Source organism: Vibrio sp. D173a (genome assembly GCF_030248475.1).
Map to the genome: position 1 here is coordinate 1 of NZ_JAHGAH010000221.1, position 20,964 is coordinate 20,964.

The 20,964-nt window shown below is 45.3% G+C and carries 17 protein-coding genes; 12 read left to right on the forward strand and 5 right to left on the reverse strand.

Going from position 1 to position 20,964, the window contains the following annotated elements; translation table 11 throughout:
• Together KIV40_RS20685 and KIV40_RS20690 are read left to right on the forward strand one after the other, a co-directional pair.
• Positions 1-772 (forward strand): winged helix-turn-helix domain-containing protein (locus KIV40_RS20685; protein WP_285351095.1); only part of this gene is annotated, 772 nt, incomplete at its 5' end.
• The gene (locus tag KIV40_RS20690) at positions 735-1,265 is read left to right on the forward strand and encodes a hypothetical protein (protein WP_050912751.1); all 531 of its coding nucleotides are present in this window, start codon (positions 735-737) and stop codon (positions 1,263-1,265) included. The genes KIV40_RS20685 and KIV40_RS20690, both read left to right, overlap by 38 nt.
• 94 nt (positions 1,266-1,359) lie before the next feature.
• Here the strand turns inward: KIV40_RS20690 and pyk are convergent, their stop codons facing one another.
• Positions 1,360-2,802, reverse strand: a complete 1,443-nt coding sequence (gene pyk / locus KIV40_RS20695) for a pyruvate kinase (protein ID WP_038863406.1) — start codon at positions 2,800-2,802, stop codon at positions 1,360-1,362.
• 319 nt (positions 2,803-3,121) lie between these two features.
• Between pyk and KIV40_RS20700 the strand changes: the two genes are divergently transcribed.
• Both KIV40_RS20700 and KIV40_RS20705 read left to right on the forward strand, forming a co-directional pair.
• Positions 3,122-4,339, forward strand: a complete 1,218-nt coding sequence (locus KIV40_RS20700) for an ROK family protein (RefSeq protein ID WP_285351096.1) — start codon at positions 3,122-3,124, stop codon at positions 4,337-4,339.
• 228 nt (positions 4,340-4,567) lie between these two features.
• Complete coding sequence (locus tag KIV40_RS20705; RefSeq protein ID WP_005425659.1) at positions 4,568-5,509, forward strand: chemotaxis protein CheV; 942 nt, start codon at positions 4,568-4,570, stop codon at positions 5,507-5,509.
• Between the two features lie 99 nt (positions 5,510-5,608).
• On the opposite strand, the gene KIV40_RS20710 is transcribed toward KIV40_RS20705, so the two are convergent.
• From KIV40_RS20710 to KIV40_RS20725, 4 genes are all read right to left on the reverse strand, one after another.
• A complete protein-coding gene (locus KIV40_RS20710) occupies positions 5,609-8,683 on the reverse strand; it encodes an error-prone DNA polymerase (protein ID WP_285351097.1) in 3,075 nt (1,024 codons plus the stop codon).
• 27 nt (positions 8,684-8,710) lie between these two features.
• Positions 8,711-10,114 carry a DNA polymerase Y family protein gene (locus tag KIV40_RS20715; RefSeq protein WP_285351098.1) on the reverse strand — a complete coding sequence of 468 codons (1,404 nt, stop codon included), beginning with the start codon at positions 10,112-10,114 and terminating at the stop codon, positions 8,711-8,713.
• Positions 10,115-10,118: 4 nt separating this feature from the next.
• On the reverse strand, positions 10,119-10,811 hold the full coding sequence (gene imuA, locus KIV40_RS20720) for a translesion DNA synthesis-associated protein ImuA (RefSeq protein ID WP_228174678.1): 693 nt from the start codon (positions 10,809-10,811) through the stop codon (positions 10,119-10,121).
• A gap of 130 nt (positions 10,812-10,941) precedes the next feature.
• Positions 10,942-11,688 carry a YciK family oxidoreductase gene (locus KIV40_RS20725; protein ID WP_005425666.1) on the reverse strand — a complete coding sequence of 249 codons (747 nt, stop codon included), beginning with the start codon at positions 11,686-11,688 and terminating at the stop codon, positions 10,942-10,944.
• 278 nt (positions 11,689-11,966) lie between these two features.
• Between KIV40_RS20725 and sohB the strand changes: the two genes are divergently transcribed.
• From sohB to KIV40_RS20765, 8 genes are all read left to right on the forward strand, one after another.
• Complete coding sequence (gene sohB / locus KIV40_RS20730) at positions 11,967-13,028, forward strand: protease SohB (protein ID WP_012128425.1); 1,062 nt, start codon at positions 11,967-11,969, stop codon at positions 13,026-13,028.
• Between the two features lie 210 nt (positions 13,029-13,238).
• Positions 13,239-13,919, forward strand: a complete 681-nt coding sequence (gene cmk / locus KIV40_RS20735) for a (d)CMP kinase (protein ID WP_005533590.1) — start codon at positions 13,239-13,241, stop codon at positions 13,917-13,919.
• 110 nt (positions 13,920-14,029) lie between these two features.
• Entirely contained in the window at positions 14,030-15,700 is a 1,671-nt protein-coding gene (gene rpsA / locus KIV40_RS20740) for a 30S ribosomal protein S1 (RefSeq protein WP_005533588.1), read from the forward strand.
• A gap of 213 nt (positions 15,701-15,913) precedes the next feature.
• Positions 15,914-16,198 carry an integration host factor subunit beta gene (gene ihfB / locus KIV40_RS20745; RefSeq protein ID WP_005431133.1) on the forward strand — a complete coding sequence of 95 codons (285 nt, stop codon included), beginning with the start codon at positions 15,914-15,916 and terminating at the stop codon, positions 16,196-16,198.
• Between the two features lie 140 nt (positions 16,199-16,338).
• Positions 16,339-16,632: a lipopolysaccharide assembly protein LapA domain-containing protein gene (locus KIV40_RS20750; RefSeq protein ID WP_005431104.1), complete on the forward strand. Its 294-nt coding sequence runs from the start codon at positions 16,339-16,341 to the stop codon at positions 16,630-16,632.
• 18 nt (positions 16,633-16,650) lie between these two features.
• Positions 16,651-17,826 carry a lipopolysaccharide assembly protein LapB gene (lapB, locus tag KIV40_RS20755; protein ID WP_005431114.1) on the forward strand — a complete coding sequence of 392 codons (1,176 nt, stop codon included), beginning with the start codon at positions 16,651-16,653 and terminating at the stop codon, positions 17,824-17,826.
• 82 nt (positions 17,827-17,908) lie between these two features.
• Positions 17,909-18,610: an orotidine-5'-phosphate decarboxylase gene (gene pyrF, locus KIV40_RS20760; protein ID WP_152684525.1), complete on the forward strand. Its 702-nt coding sequence runs from the start codon at positions 17,909-17,911 to the stop codon at positions 18,608-18,610.
• Positions 18,611-19,034: 424 nt separating this feature from the next.
• Positions 19,035-20,882 carry an extracellular solute-binding protein gene (locus tag KIV40_RS20765; RefSeq protein WP_285351099.1) on the forward strand — a complete coding sequence of 616 codons (1,848 nt, stop codon included), beginning with the start codon at positions 19,035-19,037 and terminating at the stop codon, positions 20,880-20,882.
• The last annotated feature ends 82 nt before the right edge of the window (positions 20,883-20,964 follow it).

Consider the following 20,964-nt stretch of genomic DNA (forward strand, 5'->3'; position numbering starts at 1 on the left):
CCCTTTTGGGATAGGCTCTAAGTTTGACAGCTCTGGGAGTCGTATCTTTTATCGTCAAAAAAGTGTTTTCTTACAACCCAATGAGCTAAATCTGGCGTTATTACTTTTAAAGAATAAAGGGGATATTGTTTCTAAAGAAGAAATCTTACAAACCGTTTGGAAAGATAAAGTCGTTACAGAGGGATCAATTAAAAGAAGTATCTCTTTATTAAGGAAGTCTATATCCGAAATTGGTGCGAACGTTGAAATTATCGCGCACAGAGGGTTGGGATATAGCTTAAATACACCTTTGAATGTTTTTGTCGATGGCTCATTTATCAAACTGGACAATATTGAGAGCGTTGCATCAGGGACATTTTCATTTTTCAAGCTTAAAGCACAGACGATAATTCTTCTGTTGATTGCATTTAACCTTTCTGCAAGTGCCTATTTTCTATTCGATCATTTATTCAAGCCCGGACTTTCACAAACCACACCTTATTTAGAGGAAATGCTAATTTCTCCTAGCTATGAGGTGGTCACTACTCATGAGGGAGAAGTAGCGAGCGTTAAGTTGATTTACGCTAAACGTGACCATGTTCCTCAGTACTTATGGTCAGCATTAGAAAGTATTAATGAGAATATGGTTGTTTTCTATAGCCAAGAAGAAGGAGAGGTCTACTTTTCTTTGTTCATTAATAACTCTTCAAGTAAAAAATATGCACATAACTACACACTTTCGATAGACACTGCTGATGAAAAAATTAAAGAAATTCTTAGCCAATTCAAATAAGGCGCATACCGCTCTAGTATTGAGCTCACTGCTACTTTTAGGTTGTTTTTTCCTCAGCAAATCGGAGGGCGAGCAACACAATCTCAAGTTTATTTACAATTACAAAGTGTATGAAGAAGAACATGGGAAGATAAAACTGGATATCTTGAGCTCGATGGAGTTTAGCAATAATCAGTTTTCTGTTATGCAGTTCTCCTCGCCGGGCACCGAAGACTCACTCTTGCTCTCTTTTGACGCCAAGATACTCGATCGCAACAAGAATAAGTTTGAGTTCTGCTCTTACAATATTGCCGTTAAGAATACGAAAGAGGCATTCAGTGAAAGCCTAATTGAGAAACACTTTTTTGATATGTCCCAAGTGGTCACCGATTTAAAAAGAGACAGCTCGAGACCTATTTCTGTTGAGTTCTTCAGCGAAGACGTTGTATTAATCACTGGTGGTTTTTTCAATCGTCCAACGTTGATATCGCGTTCCTACCCTTCGGAGACATAAGAAAGACTAAGTTTTTCGAACGAGATAAAAAGAGCCCCTTAATTGAGTACATAAAATAAAGGGCTCTTTTTGTTTGAGAGGGGAGTAACTCTGCTTATGCCGACAAGATACGCATGCAGTTTGTTGAGCCCACAACGTCCATCACATCGCCCTGTGTGAAGATGACTAGATCGCCTTCATCCAATAGACCTTGTTCTTTCAATGTCACGATCGCAGCATGAGCTGTCGTCAAACCAGCACCGCCTTTTGAGTCAAAGAATACGGGTGTAACGCCACGGTATAATGCTGCACGGTTTAGCGTTGATTCATTGCGAGACAGTGCAAAAATCGGTAGGCCAGAACTTAGGCGAGACATCATGAGTGCTGTGCGGCCCGACTCTGTGAGCGACACCATCGCCTTCACGCCTTCCATATGGTTAGCGGCGTACATGGTCGACATTGCAATGGTCTCTTCTGCGGTCGCAAACGTGCGGTCCAATCGGTAAGTCGACAGACTTGCTTCCGACATCTTTTCTGCACCCATGCAGACTTCTGCCATGGATTTAACGGTTTCTACTGGGTATAAACCCGCAGCTGTTTCACCTGAGAGCATAACAGCGTCTGTACCATCAAGCACGGCGTTGGCAACGTCCATCACTTCTGCACGAGTTGGCATCGGTGCGGCCATCATAGATTCCATCATTTGGGTTGCAGTGATAACAATGCGGTTTAAGCTACGCGCACGGCGGATCAGCTTTTTCTGTACGCCGATAAGTTCTGGATCGCCAATTTCTACCCCAAGGTCGCCACGCGCTACCATGACTACGTCAGAAGCAAGGATAATGTCATCAATCGATTCATTGTTTGCGACGGTTTCTGCGCGCTCTACTTTAGCGACAAGTTTTGCCTCTAAACCGGCATCGCGAGCCAAGCGTCGTGCGTAGTTCATGTCTTCGCCGTTGCGAGGGAATGAGATTGCTAAGTAATCAACTTTGATTTCAGCCGCTGTTAGGATATCGGCCTTGTCTTTGTCTGTTAGTGCATCTGCAGACAGACCGCCGCCTTTTTTGTTGATGCCTTTGTTGTTGGAAAGAGGGCCTCCAACAGTGACGCGGGTATGAACTTTATTGCCTTCAACGCTGGTTACTTGTAGTTGTACTCGACCATCGTCAAGCAACAGAATGTCGTTAGGTGAGACGTCTTGTGGCAGTTCTTTGTAATCTAAGCCAACGGACTCTTGGTTGCCTTCGCCTTTTGGTAAGTCGCTGTCTAGCGTGAATTTATCACCCACACTGAGGTGAATTTTTCCATCTTTGAATGTGGAAACACGAATTTTAGGGCCTTGAAGATCACCGAGAATAGCGACTTGGCGACCAAGTTTCGCGGCGATGGCACGGACTTTTTGCGCACGTAGGATGTGATCCTCACTGGTACCGTGAGAGAAGTTCATGCGGACGACGTTGGCTCCCGCTTTGATGATCTCCTCAAGGACATTGTCTTTATCGGTTGAAGGGCCAAGCGTTGTGACAATTTTTGTTCTTCTTAATATAGAAGTCATAGATTCTCCGAAGAATGCAGGTGTAGGGTGAGATAAATCGAATTCTACTCTCGCTAAGTATATGCATAGTGTGTACAGATTGTTCGTATTCAGGTCAAAGTACTGAAAAAACATCCTGTCGCAGGTATTGCTACCTAATTTGACGAATAAAATAAGTCATTTTTCAAACAATTTAACAGGAGTAGATTTCTCGTTATTTGATTGAATACACAAACAAACATGTTTATACGTGATGCTTGTCACGGGGATTTATCAATTCACTTCACAATTACTTCGCAAAGTAAAAAAATTATCCCGTAATAAAATTTCGGAGTGCAAGATGTACATGGCTCAACCGGGCCATATTGATCATATCAAACAGGTCAATGCTGGTCGTGTATACAAACTAATTGACCTCAAGGGTCCAATATCTCGAATCGATTTGTCCAAGCAAAGTGAGCTTGCGCCTGCGAGTATCACTAAGATCACTCGAGAGTTGATTGAAGCCCATTTGATTCATGAAACAACCGTTCAGGAAGCCACCAGCCGTGGTCGTCCAGCGGTGGGTTTGCAGGTCAATAATGAAGGTTGGCAATTCTTGTCGATGCGTTTAGGTCGCGGCTACTTGACCATCGCTCTTCATGAGCTTGGCGGTGACGTTCTGATTGATACCAAAATCGATATCCACGAGCGCGATCAAGATGATGTTTTGGAACGCTTACTCTACGAAATTGATGAATTCTTCCAAACCTACGCCGATCAACTTGACCGTGTAACCAGTATCGCCATTACGTTACCTGGTCTGGTGAACTCAGAGCAGGGCATTGTATTGCAGATGCCACATTACAATGTTGAGAATTTAGCGCTAGGTCCTGAGATCTATAAAGCAACAGGCTTACCTGTTTTTATTGCTAACGATACACGAGCTTGGGCGTTAGCTGAGAAACTGTTTGGTCATTCTCAAGATAACGATAACTCGGTTCTTATCTCCATCCACCACGGCTTAGGAGCTGGTATTATCTTGGACGGTCGAGTGCTGCAAGGCCGACACGGTAACATTGGTGAATTAGGACATATCCAAATTGACCCGAACGGCAAGCGCTGCCACTGTGGCAATATTGGTTGTTTGGAAACTGTGGCCAGTTCACAGGCTATCCGTGAAGAAGTGGTCACTCGCATTGCAAATGGCGAAGCTTCTATCCTTGCAGAGCAAGAAGAGATGAGTATCGAGAGCATTTGTGAAGCTGCTGCGAACGGCGATCCTCTTGCGGTTGACGTGATTGATAAACTGGGTCGCTATTTAGGCTCGGCTATTGCAATAGTCATTAACTTGTTCAACCCAGAAAAAATTCTCATCGGTGGGGTTATCAACCAAGCGAAGGATGTGCTTTATCCAGCCGTTCGACGTTGTATAGAAGAGCAAAGTCTTCCAGTTTACCATCAAGATCTTGAGCTGGTGGAATCTCGTTTCTACAAACAAGCGACTATGCCCGGAGCCGCATTGATTAAGCAAGCGCTGTACGATGGTCAACTGCTGATGAAGGTGATTGAAGGCTAATTTTTCCTACATTCATAGCGTTATTTAAGGGGTGATCGGTGTCGTTCACCCTTTTTCGATCTTCCCAGTGCTGAAAACATCAATCTGAGCGCTGCTTCATTGCTATATCCATGGCATTAATGTAATTTCCGTAAGTATGGTAGAACACTCATAAAAAAGTTTACTTTGTTGTTTCAACACGGTTTTCTGTAGAGAGTGGAAGGTAGTGATTCAAGGTTAGGTAGTGGTATGTCCGGAGTGTTAAATACGGTTGATCAGCGCACAAATCTGGTGGGTGAAAACCGACTAGAACTTTTGCTGTTCACGTTAAATAGTCGCCAGTTGTTTGCGATTAACGTTTTTAAAGTGAAAGAGGTGATCAAGCTGCCTCCACTGACCAAACTGCCGGGCTCTCACTATAACATCCGTGGAGTGGCTTCTTTACGTGGTGAAGCGGTACCAGTGATTGATTTGCGTTGTTCGATTGGCTTCCCACCATTGCGTGGAGAGGCAGAAGAAGAGAACTTGATCATTACTGAATACAACCGCTCGATTCAGGGCTTCCTTGTTGGACCTGTGCGTAACATTATCAATACCGCATGGACTGAGATTCAGCCACCGCCGTCTACATCTGGCCGTTCTAATTACCTAACTGCCATCACCCAAGTGAAAGATGGTGATTCATCTCAAATCGTTGAAATCATTGATGTCGAGAAAGTGCTGGCGGAAATTGTTCACTATGATGTGACTATCTCCGATGGCATTTTAGACCAAGATCTCGCTCACGCTATGGTTGGTCGTAACGTGCTTATTGTTGATGATTCCTCAACAGCACGTAATCAAGTTCGTGACACGCTATCTCAGCTTGGTTTGAACATCATTGAGTGTCGTGATGGTCTAGAAGCTTTAACAGTACTCAAGCGCTGGTGTGATGAGGGCAAAGACGTTGAGAAAGAACTGTTGATGATGATCACGGACGCGGAGATGCCAGAAATGGATGGTTACAGACTCACGCATGAAGTGCGTTCTGATCCTCGCATGTCGAAACTGTTTATTACGCTGAATACGTCGTTAAGTGGAAGCTTTAATGAAGCCATGGTGCAAAAGGTTGGATGTGATCGTTTTATCTCTAAATTCCAACCCGATCTCTTGGTTCAAGTAGCCCAAGAGCGGATGCGCCAAATCGTATAAAGATGGCTGAAAATTAATTCAGCAGAATCAAAAAGGGAGGCTTGACCTCCCTTTACTTTTTCCGGCGCACGCTTTTTCCCGCCATCAAAACGCGATGGCTTAATTGAAGTCACGAGATTTACTTTTTAGCTCAGCAAGGTTGTGTGTGCAATCGATGAGCTTTCCTGCAATTACATGTGTCACTTCTCCTTCTCTTTCTAAAATCCCTTTGACCATCAAGACTTTCGAAGTGAGATAAGCTTGCTTTTGAGCGCGCGCGGTTGCTCGCCAGACCACCACATTAATGTTGCCCGTATCATCTTCTAAAGTGAAAAAGGTCACACCTGCTGCCGTGCCTGGAGATTGTCTACCTGTCACAACACCGACGACCGTCACTAAAGACTTGTGCTCCTTTTCTACCAACTGCTTCATCCGAGTAAAGCGTGGTAACTTGCCTGCTTCTTCCAGCAGAGTAATCGGGTGTCGGCTCAGTGATAATCCGGTGCTGGCGTAATCTTCAATCAAATTCTCGTATTCAGAAGGTTGAGCTTGGTAATTCGCCATTGGTTCTTCTATGTGATTAAACAAAGGCAAATCTGACAACGAATCCATTGCAGCCCAACGCGCGTTATAGCGATTGCCAGAAAGGATCTGAAACGCATCGGCAGAAGCGAGTAATTCAATATCGCGGCGGTTTCTTAAGATCTGTTTCACCTCTTGGATAGCACGATAGCCAGTGCTTGGTCGGCGCTCAACCAGTCGAGAAGCGCTTTCTTGATTAAAGCACTTTACTAAACGAAAGCCCAGTTGCACACCAAGACGGCCATTAGGACGCTGAACCAAATGGTGCTGATACGAAGAGTGATTGATGCAAACAGGCAGCACTTCGACACCATGTCGGCGCGCATCTTGAATCAATTGCGAAGGGCTATAAAACCCCATTGGTTGGCTATTTAGCAGGGCAGTATAGAACTCAGCAGGATAGTAAAACTTTAACCATGCAGAGCAGTAAGCCAGCACCGCAAAAGAGGCGGAGTGACTTTCTGGGAAGCCATATTCACCAAAGCCGCAGATTTGATCGAAGATGCGTTCCGCAAATTCTAAGTCATAACCACGCTCACGCATCCCGTCGATCAACTTCGGTTTGAACTTGGCAAGATCGCCGTTCTTCTTCCATGCTGCCATCGCACGGCGTAACTGATCGGCTTCACCACCACTGAACCCTGCCGCGACCATCGCGAGTTTGATCACTTGTTCTTGGAAAATCGGCACGCCCATAGTGCGCTCTAGTACGCTTTTCACTTCTTCCGATGGATAGCTGATCGGCTCTTCACCGTTACGCCTTTTTAAAAACGGATGAACCATATCACCTTGGATCGGCCCTGGACGAACAATAGCTATCTGTACGACTAAGTCGTAGTAACGTGCAGGCTTTAAGCGTGGTAGCATGCTCATCTGCGCGCGAGACTCAATTTGGAATACGCCAACAGTATCGGCTTTTTGGATCATGCGGTATACGTGCGGATCATCTTGCAGGCGCGTGATCTCGGCAATCGACAGGGATCGCTGGTGGTGCTTCTCGACCAATTGAAAGCATTTACGGATCGCATTCAACATGCCGAGAGCAAGAACATCGACTTTTAACAGCTTTAAGCTTTCTAAATCATCTTTATCCCATTGAATAATAGTACGATCTTCCATCGAAGCATTTTCGACAGGCACCAGTTCATACAAAGGTCCTGATGAAATCACAAAGCCGCCCACGTGCTGAGATAAATGGCGCGGAAAGCCGATGATCTCGTTCACCAACTGGATAAATTGCTGGCCCTTTAACGACTCTGGTTGTAACCCCAATTCGATGATTTGCGCTTGCCAACCTTGGGTGCGATCACGTCGATTCACGTTTTTGATGAAGAAATCTAGCTGAGTTTCTTCAATCCCCAACGCTTTACCCACTTCACGCACGGCACTTTTAAAGCGATAGCTGATTACGGTGGCTGCCAAAGCGGCACGCTCGCGCCCATACTTTTTGTAGATATATTGAATCACTTCTTCGCGGCGTTCGTGTTCAAAGTCGACGTCAATGTCTGGCGGCTCTTCTCGCTCTCGGCTAATAAAGCGTTCAAACAGAACCGAGATTTGTCTAGGATCGACGGCGGTGATTTCTAAGCAGTAACACACCACCGAGTTTGCCGCAGAGCCTCGCCCTTGATAGAGAATGCCTTGCTGTTTAGCAAACATCACGATGTCGTGGATGGTGAGAAAGTAATAGTGATATTCCAGCTCTTCAATGAGCGCTAACTCATTCTCGATGGTTTGATGAATATCTGCGGGTATGCCCTCAGGAAAGCGCAACTTTTTACCATGCTCGACCAACATACGCAGATAAGAAGTAGGGGTGTAACCATCTGGAATCAGTTCTGTTGGGTATTCGTATTTCAAATCTGAGAGTTTGAATTCGCACAAGTTCGCAATATGAGTGCTTTCTTCTAGCCATTCAGATTTGTAAATTCGAGACAGTTTATTCAGTGGGCGCAATGCTCGTTCAGCATTGGATAAACGACCAAAGCCGAGTTTATCAACGCTACAACCGTGTTTTACTGCTGCCAGAACATGTTGCAATGGTAAGCGTTCAACGGCATGCATTAATACGCCACCACAAGCGGTAATCGGCAATTGGAACTCGTTTGCTAATAATTCACAGTGTGTGGTGTAAGCATCGTCATCACCACCTAAATGACGCTGAATCGCGACCCATAAGCGATGAGCGTGATGCTGCTGGAGCCAACGCCCCCAATAATGGTCATTCTCTTGATGAGTCGGGAGCCACAACACAAGGCAGTGACGAATCGACATCAAATCCCACTCCGACAGTTGATAAGTGCCTTTCTCGCTTCGTCGTCTTGCATTGGTGATGATACGGCACAGCTCAGCGTAAGCTTTACGGCAAGGGCAAAGCAGCACGACTTGGCACTCGTCATTGAGCCAAAACATGCTGCCGACAATTTGCTTGATGTCGAGTTTGTGTTGCTCGATGGTCGCATGGGCTTTCACTACGCCCGCAACTGAGCACTCATCGGTGATCGCAATGGCTTGATAGCGATAAAACGCCGCCTGCAGCACCAACTCTTCTGCATGAGAAGCGCCTGTGAGAAAGGAGAAGTTGGACTGACAAAACAGTTCTGCGTAACTCATAACGACCTAACAAAAATAACCGTCGATTTAACAAAAATAGCCATGAAGAAACCAATGCTTGTGTTGATCGCGAAACACCCATAACCAGCGACCTTGCTTGGTGTGCGCAATGTAGTAATCACGCATGATCTCGTCACCATCCCACCATCCAGAGACAATCCGCTCAGGCCCATGCACTAGAGATACTTGCTCTTGTAGCGCGATAGGGGCGGGTAATTGCATCGCTGGGCGCAGCAGAGCAGGGATGGTGTTAATCGGCACATCCGGCTCATCGGCTGGGCGATATTGACTGGCTTTCTCTGGCCTTGGATCGCAGGCTATATTGGGTTTGAGTACCGCGCTTTTGCCCAATTTAGCTTGCAGTAAAGAGAGCAGCTCTAACGCGTTCATTTGGCCTTTTTGCCCAGCAAAGAAATCGCGTGCAGAGCTTAAAGGTTCACCTTGACGCTCTACTTTTAACGTCAGACCAATAACAGGACCATTTAACGTGACAGATTCCAAACTCAAACTCGCCAATTGTTGCCAGCGTTGGCACAAGTAATCACCTTGTGCGGATGTGAGCTGAAGGTGCTGTGTTTGTTTGTCTCGCTGGTGGAGGGTTAAACACAGCTCAAACGCGACTTTATCGCGTAGCTTGAGAAAGGTTTCGAGCTGACGAAGTAATTTAGCCAGTGGTTTCTCCACCCATTGAACGTTTTCAATCTCAAACAAAAGTTCTAAATAGACTTGGAAGGATTCGGTTGGATGATAAAAGTCGACAGGATGCTTAAACTGCCCAGTCAGTCGACCAACATAGTTCACCAAATCAATGTCGAATCGGCGTGCGATATCTTGCAATGGCAACTCAAGCAAGCCTTGCAAAGTGGTGACACCGACACGTTGTAGCTTCTCTACGGTAGCGCTTGATAAATCCGTCAGTGTTAGCGGCAGTGGTGATAAGGCTTGCTGCACGGCAGATTTGTCTTCGCTGATGAAGTTCGCCCCTGCTAGTGCCATCAACTTGGCAGAAAAAGGCGAAAAGCCACACCCGAATTGAAAACTCAGTTTCAGCTCTGATAAATGAGCACTGACTTTAGTCCAATAGTTTTGTAGTCCTTCATACAGATTAAGCATCGGGGTTGCGCGTAGCAGAATACCTTGGTTTGGCATCAATACGACATCAGAAGTAATCAGATAAAGCCATTGAGCAATTTCTTGTAACTTGCTCAATTCGGTTTGCGGATAATAAGGATGCACTTGTAAATCTCGGCACAAAGAAGCCGCGCTACCCAAGCCCATATTTGGCTTAATGCCTTGTTGCTCGGCAATCTCATTGTATTGAATGATCCGACAACGTTGGCTTTCTACAATTACCACGGGTTGCTCTTGGTTATCACCAAAGAGGGCATCTAACTGTAGGCGAGGGAAGTGCAAGTAAATCCACAAAACCATATCACTAACCTTGGCTCGCCAATGGGAAGTTGACCACAGTAGATGGAATGTGAGTTGTGCTTGGCATTACCAGTTGCGGGTAGTGGTGCTGGAAGTTGATATCGACACTACCTTTACTCCAGCCGCCTTTTCGTTTGAGAACTTCCACGCTGACACCTTGTTCATGACCTTGCAGTTTTAAACTCAGTGATACAGGTAAAGACAAACGGTTGGTCATGTTAGGCTTGAGCATAAACAAAGGGCAAGAGCCTTGTTCACTCGCCACTTGTAGACGTTTTACTTGATGGATCTCTAGTTCATCCTGCCATAACAAAACGTTGGTGCACACGCCGCTCTTGAGGCATTGCTCGGCTGCCCATAACGCATCGCGTTGATGTTCAGGCGTGATTACCCATACTTGGTTGATGTCCAATCCAATACTGTGGAGGAACAATGAATTCATTAACGCAGGTGGTTGAATAAAGGCCGTCACTCCTCTCGAAAGAGACGCTTCTAAATAAGGCGCAAGCAAACGTAGTTCGCCAATACTGCCAACGGATTCCATTTCCACCACGCCGTGAGGAGGAAAGCCGCCGCCAAGCAGTGCGTCGAGTTCAGGAAAACCAGAGCTATGGAGGAACTGATGGTCGTCCGCTTTGGTTAAATTTGCTTGCCAAACAAGGTGTTGGCTTTTCAAGTGTTGGATAATGTCTTGCATAAATAAATGCCTGTATATATGTACAGTATATTTCTGTGGTGGAAAGTCGCAAGATTTTTATAGGCAGAAATACGAAAAAAGGCAGCGTTTGCTGCCTTTTCAATCGATTATGTGAGGTAACCTGAGTTGATTACTTACGCTTTGGCTGCGCGTCGATACACTGACCATTTACATCAGTCACTGCTGGGTCCATCAAGTGAAGGTAAAGCGGCATGATGTCCAGTGCTGTTTTTAGTGTGTTCGCATCTTCACCTGGGTAGGCTTTTTCACGCATTCGAGTACGAGTTGCACCTGGGTTAATCGCGTTAACACGCATTGGTGTGTCACTTAGCTCATCTGCCAATACCTGCATCATACCTTCTACGGCAAACTTAGAAATGGCGTATGGGCCCCAGAAAGCACGACCAGAATGACCAACTGTCGAAGAGGTAAAGACAATACGACCCGCATCTGACTTACGCATGATAGGTAGCAGAGCTTGAGTCATCAGCACTTCGGCTTTCACGTTGATTTGCATGATGTCGTCGAAGTCTTCTTCGTTGATTTGCTCAAACGGACATAGCGTGCTGAGAACGCCGGCGTTGTGCAATAGGCCATCCAAGCGACCAAATTGACCTTCGATGGTTTCTGCCATATCGATGTAGTGCTGCTTTGTTGCACCTTTCAGGTCAAGTGGGATGATCGCTGGCTGAGGGTAGCCCGCAGATTCGATTTCATCGTAAATGGATTCAAGGTTCTGAACGTTTCGACCAAGTAGAATCACAGTCGCACCATGCTGAGCGTAAGAAAGTGCAGCTTGGCGACCGATACCATTACCTGCACCAGTGACAAGAATGACTTTACCTTTTAGGGCATCTGCTGAAACGGAGTAGTTCACGGTAGTAAATCCTTATTATTGTATCTAGTTCCGACGTACAGGCTTCATGTTCGTTTGTGTAGAAATGCGCCTGTTTCTCAATGGAAAATCTTGGTAATCGTGACAAGTTGGTTACAATACACCAATTCATGTGTTATACCAATTCCAGAACGGTTGTCCGGTATGTTATTTGAACACTATCAATCAGAACAAAAGGTTACCGATTTTCTCGCCTTCTCTCTGATTTTTCTACGTAACATATTGATGACCATTACTGGTATGAGATAGAGGAACTCTCATTGGAATTTTTATTAGATTACGGTCTGTTTTTAGCCAAGATTGTCACCGTTGTAGCGGCAGTCGTTGTGCTGCTGATTATTGCAAAATCAGCGGGTGGTAAGTCGGGTGCGGCAAAAGGTGAATTAGAAGTCACGAATCTTTCTGAGCGCCATAAAGACGCGGTAGAGCAGCTAGAACACCACTTACACGATGACGCTTTCATCAAAGCACGTGATAAAGCGGTTAAGAAAGAAGAAAAAGAAAAGAACAAATCTCGCGAGAAAGAAATCAAACAAGCGAGCAAAGAAGGTTCTCTCGATAGCAAACGCGAACCACACCTGTTCGTTTTGGACTTTAACGGCAGTATCGATGCTAAAGAAGTAGCATCACTACGTGAAGAGGTGACAGCAGTATTAGCCGTTGCTCGCGAAGGCGATGAAGTTCTGCTTCGCCTAGAGTCTGGTGGTGGCATGGTTCATGGCTATGGCTTGGCATCTTCTCAACTTGACCGAATCAAAGCAGCGGGTTTGCCTCTGACGATTTCTGTCGACAAAGTTGCTGCAAGTGGTGGCTACATGATGGCGTGTGTGGCAGACAAGATTGTGTCTGCGCCGTTTGCGATTGTGGGTTCTATCGGCGTTATTGCACAGATCCCTAACTTCAACAAACTGTTGAAAAAGCATGATATCGAATACGAACAGCTGACTGCGGGTGAGTACAAACGTACACTGACCATGTTTGGTGAGAACACCGACAAAGCGCGTGATAAATTCAAGCAAGAGCTTGAAGAAACACACGTACTGTTCAAAGACTTCATCAGTGAACGTCGCCCAGCGCTAGAACTTGAAAAAGTCGCAACAGGTGAGCACTGGTTTGGTACGCAAGCGAAAGAACTCGGACTGGTAGATGAAATCAGCACTTCCGACGATCTAGTTGTTGCAGCATGCAAAGAGAAAACCGTACTAGCAGTGCATTACGTGCAAAAGAAAAAACTGGCAGACAAGCTTGCCGGTGTTGCAAGTAAAGTGGCTGATAGCGTCGTACTTAAACTTGCAGAACGTGGTCAAAAGCCAATTGTGTAATCGATAAGATACGATTCAAACTTAAAACGGCGAGGGTGGAAACTCTCGCCGTTTTTATTGGAACTTTCCTCAATAGTGTGAATCCAACTGCGCATTGGGTGTAATGCTTTACACGACATTTTTCCTCGCTCCAGAGGACGATTACCCGTATAATACGCGCCTCGAAAACCGAGCAAATTGCTGAAAAAGAAATTATAGGTGGAGAAGAACATGTCCTCTCAAACTCCGGTTGTTACCGTAGATGGACCTAGTGGTGCAGGTAAAGGCACTTTATGTATGTTGTTAGCGAAGAAGTTGGGCTTCCACCTTCTGGATTCTGGCGCAATTTATCGTGTACTTGCACTTGCAGCGATTCACCACGGTGTAGACACAGAGTCAGAAGACGCGCTTGTCCCACTTGCTACTCACCTAGACGTTCAGTTTATTGCTGAAGGTGACCTAGTAAAAGTGATTCTAGAAGGCGAAGATGTTTCTGGTGAACTTCGTAAAGAAGAAACCGGTATGGCTGCGTCTAAAGTGGCAGCACTGCCACGCGTTCGTGAAGCATTATTGCGTCGTCAGCGTGCATTTGAGACCGCTCCGGGTCTGGTTGCTGATGGTCGTGACATGGGTACGGTTGTATTCACAGGCGCACAAGCGAAAATTTTCCTTGATGCGAGCGCAGAAGAGCGTGCAAATCGACGCCTTAAACAGTTGCAAGATAAAGGGTTAGATGTTAGATTTGCTGACCTTTTGAGCGAGATCCAAGAGCGTGACGATCGCGATCGTAACCGCCCAGTGGCGCCACTACGCCCTGCAGAGGATGCGCTTGTGCTAGATTCTACGTCGATGACTATCGACGAAGTGGTAGAAAAGGCACTACAATATATCGAATCGAAGCTAGCTGAGTAATTACGCTCGGCTAGGCTAAGAGCGTTGGTCGCAAGGATGATGACTGGCGAATTTAATAACCCCATGCGGTAGGATACCCGTGGACGTTTAATTTATTGAAGATTAAATAAATGACTGAATCTTTTGCTCAACTCTTTGAAGAGTTTCTAAACGAAACAGAATTCCAACAAGGCAGCATCGTTAAAGGTACTGTAGTAGCTATCGAGAACGGTTTCGTTCTTGTTGACGCTGGTCTTAAGTCTGAATCTGCTATCCCTGCTGAACAGTTCAAGAACGCTGCTGGCGAACTTGAAGTTGAAGTTGGCGCTGAAGTAGACGTAGCTCTAGACGCTGTTGAAGATGGTTTCGGTGAAACTCAACTTTCTCGTGAGAAAGCTAAGCGTCACGAAGCTTGGATCGTTCTTGAGAAAGCTTACGAAGAAGCTGAAACTGTTGTTGGTATCATCAACGGTAAAGTTAAAGGCGGTTTCACTGTTGAACTAAACGGTATCCGTGCTTTCCTTCCTGGCTCTCTAGTAGACGTACGTCCAATCCGCGACACTGCTCACCTAGAAAACAAAGAGCTAGAGTTCAAAGTTATCAAACTTGACCAAAAACGTAACAACGTAGTTGTTTCACGTCGTGCAGTTATCGAATCTGAGAACAGCGTTGAGCGTGACGAGCTTCTAGAAACTCTACAAGAAGGTTCTGAAGTTAAAGGTATCGTTAAGAACCTTACTGACTACGGTGCGTTCGTTGACCTAGGTGGCGTTGACGGTCTTCTACATATCACAGATATGGCTTGGAAGCGCGTTAAGCACCCATCTGAAATCGTTAACGTTGGTGACGAGATCCAAGTTAAAGTTCTTAAGTTCGACCGTGAGCGTACTCGCGTATCACTAGGTCTTAAGCAACTAGGCGAAGATCCATGGGTAGCAATCGCTAAGCGTTACCCAGAAGGTCACAAACTAACTGGTCGCGTAACTAACCTAACTGACTACGGCTGCTTCGTTGAAATCGAAGAAGGCGTTGAAGGTCTAGTACACGTTTCAGAAATGGATTGGACTAACAAGAACATCCACCCATCTAAAGTTGTTAATGTTGGCGACGAAGTTGAGGTTATGGTTCTTGAGATCGACGAAGAACGTCGTCGTATCTCTCTAGGTCTGAAACAGTGTAAAGCTAACCCATGGCAGTCATTCGCTGAAGCACAAGCTAAAGGCGACAAAGTTACTGGTAAGATCAAGTCTATCACTGACTTCGGTATCTTCATCGGTCTAGAAGGCGGCATCGACGGTCTAGTTCACCTATCTGACATTTCTTGGAATGTTGCTGGCGAAGAAGCTGTACGTGAGTACAAGAAAGGCGACGAGATCTCTGCAGTTGTTCTAGCAGTAGACGCTGAGCGTGAGCGCATCTCTCTAGGCGTTAAGCAAATGGAAAACGACCCATTCAATGCTTACGTTGCTGATAACAAGAAAGGTGTTCTAGTTAACGCTACTGTAACTGCTGTTGACGCTAAAGGCGCTACAGTTGAAATCGCAGAAGGCGTTGAAGGCTACATCCGTGCTTCTGAAGTATCTCGCGATCGCGTAGAAGATGCTTCTCTAATCCTAAGCGCTGGTGATGTTGTTGAAGCGAAGTTCACAGGTGTTGACCGTAAGAACCGCGTAATCAACCTATCTATCAAAGCTAAAGATGAAGCTGATGAGCAAGAAGCAATGGCATCTATCAACAAGCAAGACGAAGCTGCTTTTGGTAATGCAATGGCTGACGCTTTCAAAGCTGCTAAAGGCGAATAATTTACTCGCTTAAGCTAAAAAGGAGCCGCAAGGCTCCTTTTTTATGCTTGCTACTTTGTGAGTAGTAATACTAATGTTGATAAACTATGCTAAAAAAAGACATTTTTTGATTGCGCATTTTGTGTAAAATTTGTCTAGAATTGATAGCAAGTGTTTGTTGGAATTAGTATTACTTACTATAATGAGTGATAAAGATACTCAAAGAGGGCAACTATGACTAAGTCTGAACTGATTGAAAGACTCTGCGCTGAGCAAACACATTTATCAGCGAAAGAGGTAGAAGATGCTGTAAAAGATATTTTGGAGCACATGGCCTCTACATTAGAGAGCGGTGACCGTATTGAGATCCGTGGCTTCGGTAGTTTTTCTCTTCATTACCGCGAACCTCGTGTAGGTCGCAACCCTAAAACGGGTGATAAGGTGGAGCTGGAAGGTAAATACGTTCCTCACTTCAAACCTGGTAAAGAGCTTCGTGAACGCGTAAATCTCGGTAGCTAAGGCTCTCTTATTAGTTTGAAAAAGCGGCATACTCTCGTGTATGCCGCTTTTTTATAACTAGATTATTGGTAATATACATGGTCTGAAGAAACATTTTACTGCATAATCTTACCTACTTACTCCTCGAAGGGTGATGTAACATGAAAATTATAAAAATCATTGCTGTTTTAGCTCTCTTTTTAATTGCACTGGCTTTAGGTTCTCAAAACCAAGAGATCGTGACGTTCAATTACCTTCTAGCGAAAGGTGAATTCCACCTATCAACGCTACTGGGTGTGGTCTTTGTCGTTGGCTTTGGTCTGGCATGGGTTATCTTTGCTAGCATCCAATTCAAGACTCAGCTTCAAGTTCGCCGTCTGAAAAAGAAACTTAAAAAGTATGAGCCCGCTGAAGCAGAGAAACCTGCAAAACCAGCAGTAGAAAAACAGGCATAAGGATAAGGCTTAACTTTAATGCTTGAACTACTCTTCTTGTTATTGCCGATAGCTGCCGCCTATGGCTGGTACATGGGCCATCGCAGCGCTCAGCAAGACAAGCAGAAGCAATCTCATCAAATATCCCGTCAGTATGTGACGGGTCTTAACCTGCTCCTATCTGATCAGTCAGATAAGGCGGTTGACCACTTTATTGAATTGCTCCAAGTCGATAACGAAACGATAGATACACACCTAGCGTTGGGTAATCTTTTTCGTTCCCGTGGCGAAGTCGACCGCGCAATTCGCATTCACCAAAATCTCATTTCTCGTTCTGGCCTGACTCTGGACCAGAAAAACCTTGCTCTTCAGCAACTGGCTAAAGACTACATGGCGTCTGGTTTTTTAGACCGCGCAGAGAAAATCTTTGAGCAGCTAGTTGAGGAGCCAGACCATCGTGAAAGCGCGCTTCAACAACTGGTTACGATCTATCAACAGACGCGTGAGTGGGAAAAAGCCATTCATTACGCCAACCAGTTGGCGAAGATGGGCAAGAAGCGTACTCGTATTCGTGCCAACATCGCACACTTCTGGTGTGAACTAGCGATGCTTGACCAAGCAGATGGCAACACCAGCAAAGCAATTCAACACTTCAAGAAAGCACTATCAGAAGACCCGAAATGTGTGCGTGCAAGCATTGCGCTGGGCCGTGTTTATTTGGAGTCAGAAGATTACAAGCACACCATTAAATACCTCACGGGTGTACTTGAACAAGATAAAGACTTTATCAGTGATGTACTGCCGACCATTGCCGAGTGTTATCACCACCTTGGTCAAGAAGATGAGCTGGTAGAGTTCTTGCGTGCGTGTATCGATAAGAAAGCCGGTGTATCGTCTGAACTGATGCTAGCACAGCTTGTGGCGCATCATGAGAGCGTTGGTGCAGCGCAAGAGCTGTTGACTAAGCAACTATTGAAAAACCCAACCATGAAGGGCTTCTACCGCCTGATCGACTACCATATCGCGGAAGCAGAAGATGGTCGTGCGAAAGACAGTCTTTCTACACTGCAAGCGATGGTTGGAGAACAGTTAAAAGTAAAACCGCATTACCGATGTAGGAAGTGTGGTTTCTCCACGCATTCCCTTTACTGGCATTGTCCATCATGTAAAGGATGGGGGACGATCAAGCCAATCCGAGGATTGGACGGTGAATAATTTTTAATGCAGCTGGCAGAGTTTCTGTCCGCTGCATTTTTTTAACCTTTTTAATAAGAACCAAAACTAGTTAGGAGATGAAATGATCGACCAAAAAGTTATTGTCGCACTGGATTATGATAACCAAGCGGATGCACTTGCATTTGTAGATAGAATTGATCCTGCGTCATGTCGCCTAAAAGTGGGCAAGGAAATGTTTACGCTATTTGGTCCTGATTTCGTACGTGAGCTTCATAAACGTGGTTTCTCTGTATTCCTAGACCTGAAGTTTCACGATATCCCGAATACGTGTTCAAAAGCAGTTCGCGCTGCTGCTGAGCTCGGTGTATGGATGGTGAACGTTCACGCGAGTGGTGGTGAACGTATGATGACGGCATCTCGTGAGATTCTTGAACCTTACGGTAAAGACCGTCCACTGCTGATCGGCGTGACTGTGCTTACAAGCATGGAGCAAAGTGATTTGGCTGGTATTGGCTTGGACGTTGCGCCTCAAGAGCAAGTGATTCGTCTAGCAACTCTGACAAAGAACGCTGGTCTTGATGGCGTAGTCTGTTCTGCTCAAGAGTCATCACTTCTGAAGAATGAACTTGGCAAAGAGTTTAAGCTAGTAACTCCGGGTATTCGCCCTGCGGGTTCAGAGCAAGGCGATCAACGCCGCATCATGACACCAGTCGATGCAATCCAAGCGGGATCAGACTATCTGGTTATTGGCCGTCCTATTACTCAGGCGGCGAATCCTGCATCGGTTCTTAAGTCAATCAACGATAGCTTAGCAAACATGTAATGTTGCTTTGAATTGAACGCAAAAGGTGAAGTGGGGACGCTTCACCTTTTTTGTTTTTGCAGCACGTAAAAATCTCTAAGAGTGCTGTCATTCATATCGTGCCAGATGAACGCTGTGGCTGATGGTACTGCTAGGATCACATTTTACTGACATAAATGGCTGTGATACTCGGAAAGTGCAACCATGTGTTATAGGTAGCTTGCGTTACAAATGTGTAACGAATAGTATGGGGTTGATGCATTCACTGCGTTGTAAGGTCAGGATGACCTAGTGAAACTCTCTGATATTAATACGGAAGTGGATAGGACTTCACTTTGTATTTGCTCTCATTATTTCCTTTACCGCGCCTTGCGCGTGGTCACTTCGAGATTCACTGCCGTCACTCTTCCTGCCGTACTGCGCAAACACAACAAGGAAGAAAACAATGATAAAGACCCTGCCATTTTCGGCACTGGCAATGTTGGTTGCGAGCAGTTTTCAACTAAATGCGGCTGAACTACCTGCAGATATCGAATGGATTTCGAATAATAACGAACCGCTATTTGCTTCAGAAGAAGCAGTACGAGGTGGTACTTACCGCACCTATATCCGCAGTTTCCCACAGACACTTCGTAGTGTAGGCCCAGATGCGAACTCTGGCCTTCGTCAGTACTTAATGGATGGCACGCCGAAACTGGCGCAGCGCCACCCTGACACAGGTAAATGGATTCCACAGCTTGCCAAAGCATGGGCATTTGGCGATGACAACAAAACGGTTTACTTTCAATTAGATGAAACGGCGAAATGGTCAGATGGTGAGAAGATCACTGCAGATGATTACGTGTTTATGATGAAGTACTACACGTCGGAAGACATCATCGATCCGTGGTACAACGACTTCTTTAAAACGAGCATTGTAAGTGTTGAGAAAATCGATGATTACACCATCAAAGTCAACCTAGCTGTCGCACAAAGTGAAGACTCGTTAATGGTGTTAATCAACATGCCAAGTAACGGTTTCCAGCCTCGTCCTGAGCACTTCTTTAAGAAAGAAAAAGACGAAAATAACGATGGCATGCCAGATAATTTTGTTCGCAAGTTTAACTTCAAATCTGAGCCTACAGCAGCACCTTACTACATCGATAAAGTGAAGAAAGGTAAGAGCGTGACATTCAAACACGTTGGCGAAGATTGGTGGGGCTACAACAACCGTTATTACAAAAATCGTTACAACGTAGACAAAGTGCGCATCACAGTTATCCGTGATGAAGATATCGCAATGAAGCACTTTGAAAAGGGTAACTTAGATTACTTTGAAATGGTGTTACCAAACTTCTGGCACGATAAAACAGACAGTGAAGTGTACAAGAAAGGCTATGTACAAAAGTACTGGGGCTTTAACCAGTCGCCTCAAGGTGCAGGTGGTCTTTGGATGAACACGGCTATGCCAATGCTGGATAACCTAGAAGTACGTAAAGGTGTCATGGCAGCAACCGACTATGACGGCATGATCGAAAACATCATGCGTGGTGATTATTCTCGTAAGCCACATGGTCTTGGTTTTGGCCATGGTGATTACGACGATCCAAACAACACACCGCCAAAATTTGATCCAGCAGAAGCGGTCAAACACTTCGAGAAAGCGGGCTTCGACAAAGTTGGTTCTGATGGTATCCGTGTGAACGATAAAGGTGAGCGTCTAAGCTTTGCCATCACTTACGGTTACAACTCACATACGCCGCGTATCGCGTACCTAAAAGAGCAAGCGAAGCTAGCAGGCTTAGAGTTTACTCTGAACTTGGTTGATGGTTCTTCTGCGTTCAAATACATTCTTGAGAAGAAACACCAGTTAGCGTTCTTGAACATGGGTTCTGGTGAGATCCCTGCGTACTGGGAGTATTTCCACTCAGACAACGCTAACAAACCACAAACGAATGCGCACACAAATTACAGCAGCCCAGAGCTAGACAAGTTAATCGAAGCGTATGACAACGAGTTTGAGCAGCAAAAACGTTACGACTTGTCTCGTCAGATTCAAAAATACATCGGTGATGCGAACGTGATCGTTCCTGGTTACATGGTGCCTTACACCCGTGATGCTCACTGGCGTTGGGTTAAGATCCCTAAAAATGGTATGACAAAGAATACTGAGTGGATCCTGCACCCAATGGACATTGCGAACTTCTGGATTGATAAATCTGTGAAGAAAGAGACCGAGAAAGCAATGAAGGCGGGCAAATCGTTCCCTGAAGTGACGGTTATCGACGACCGTTACAAGTTGTCATCGAACTAGTTGCTAAATAGCAAACAATAAAAGCCCCGAAACTTGATTGAGTCGGGGCTTTTTCATTTTCAAAATACTAGCTTACTAGCTT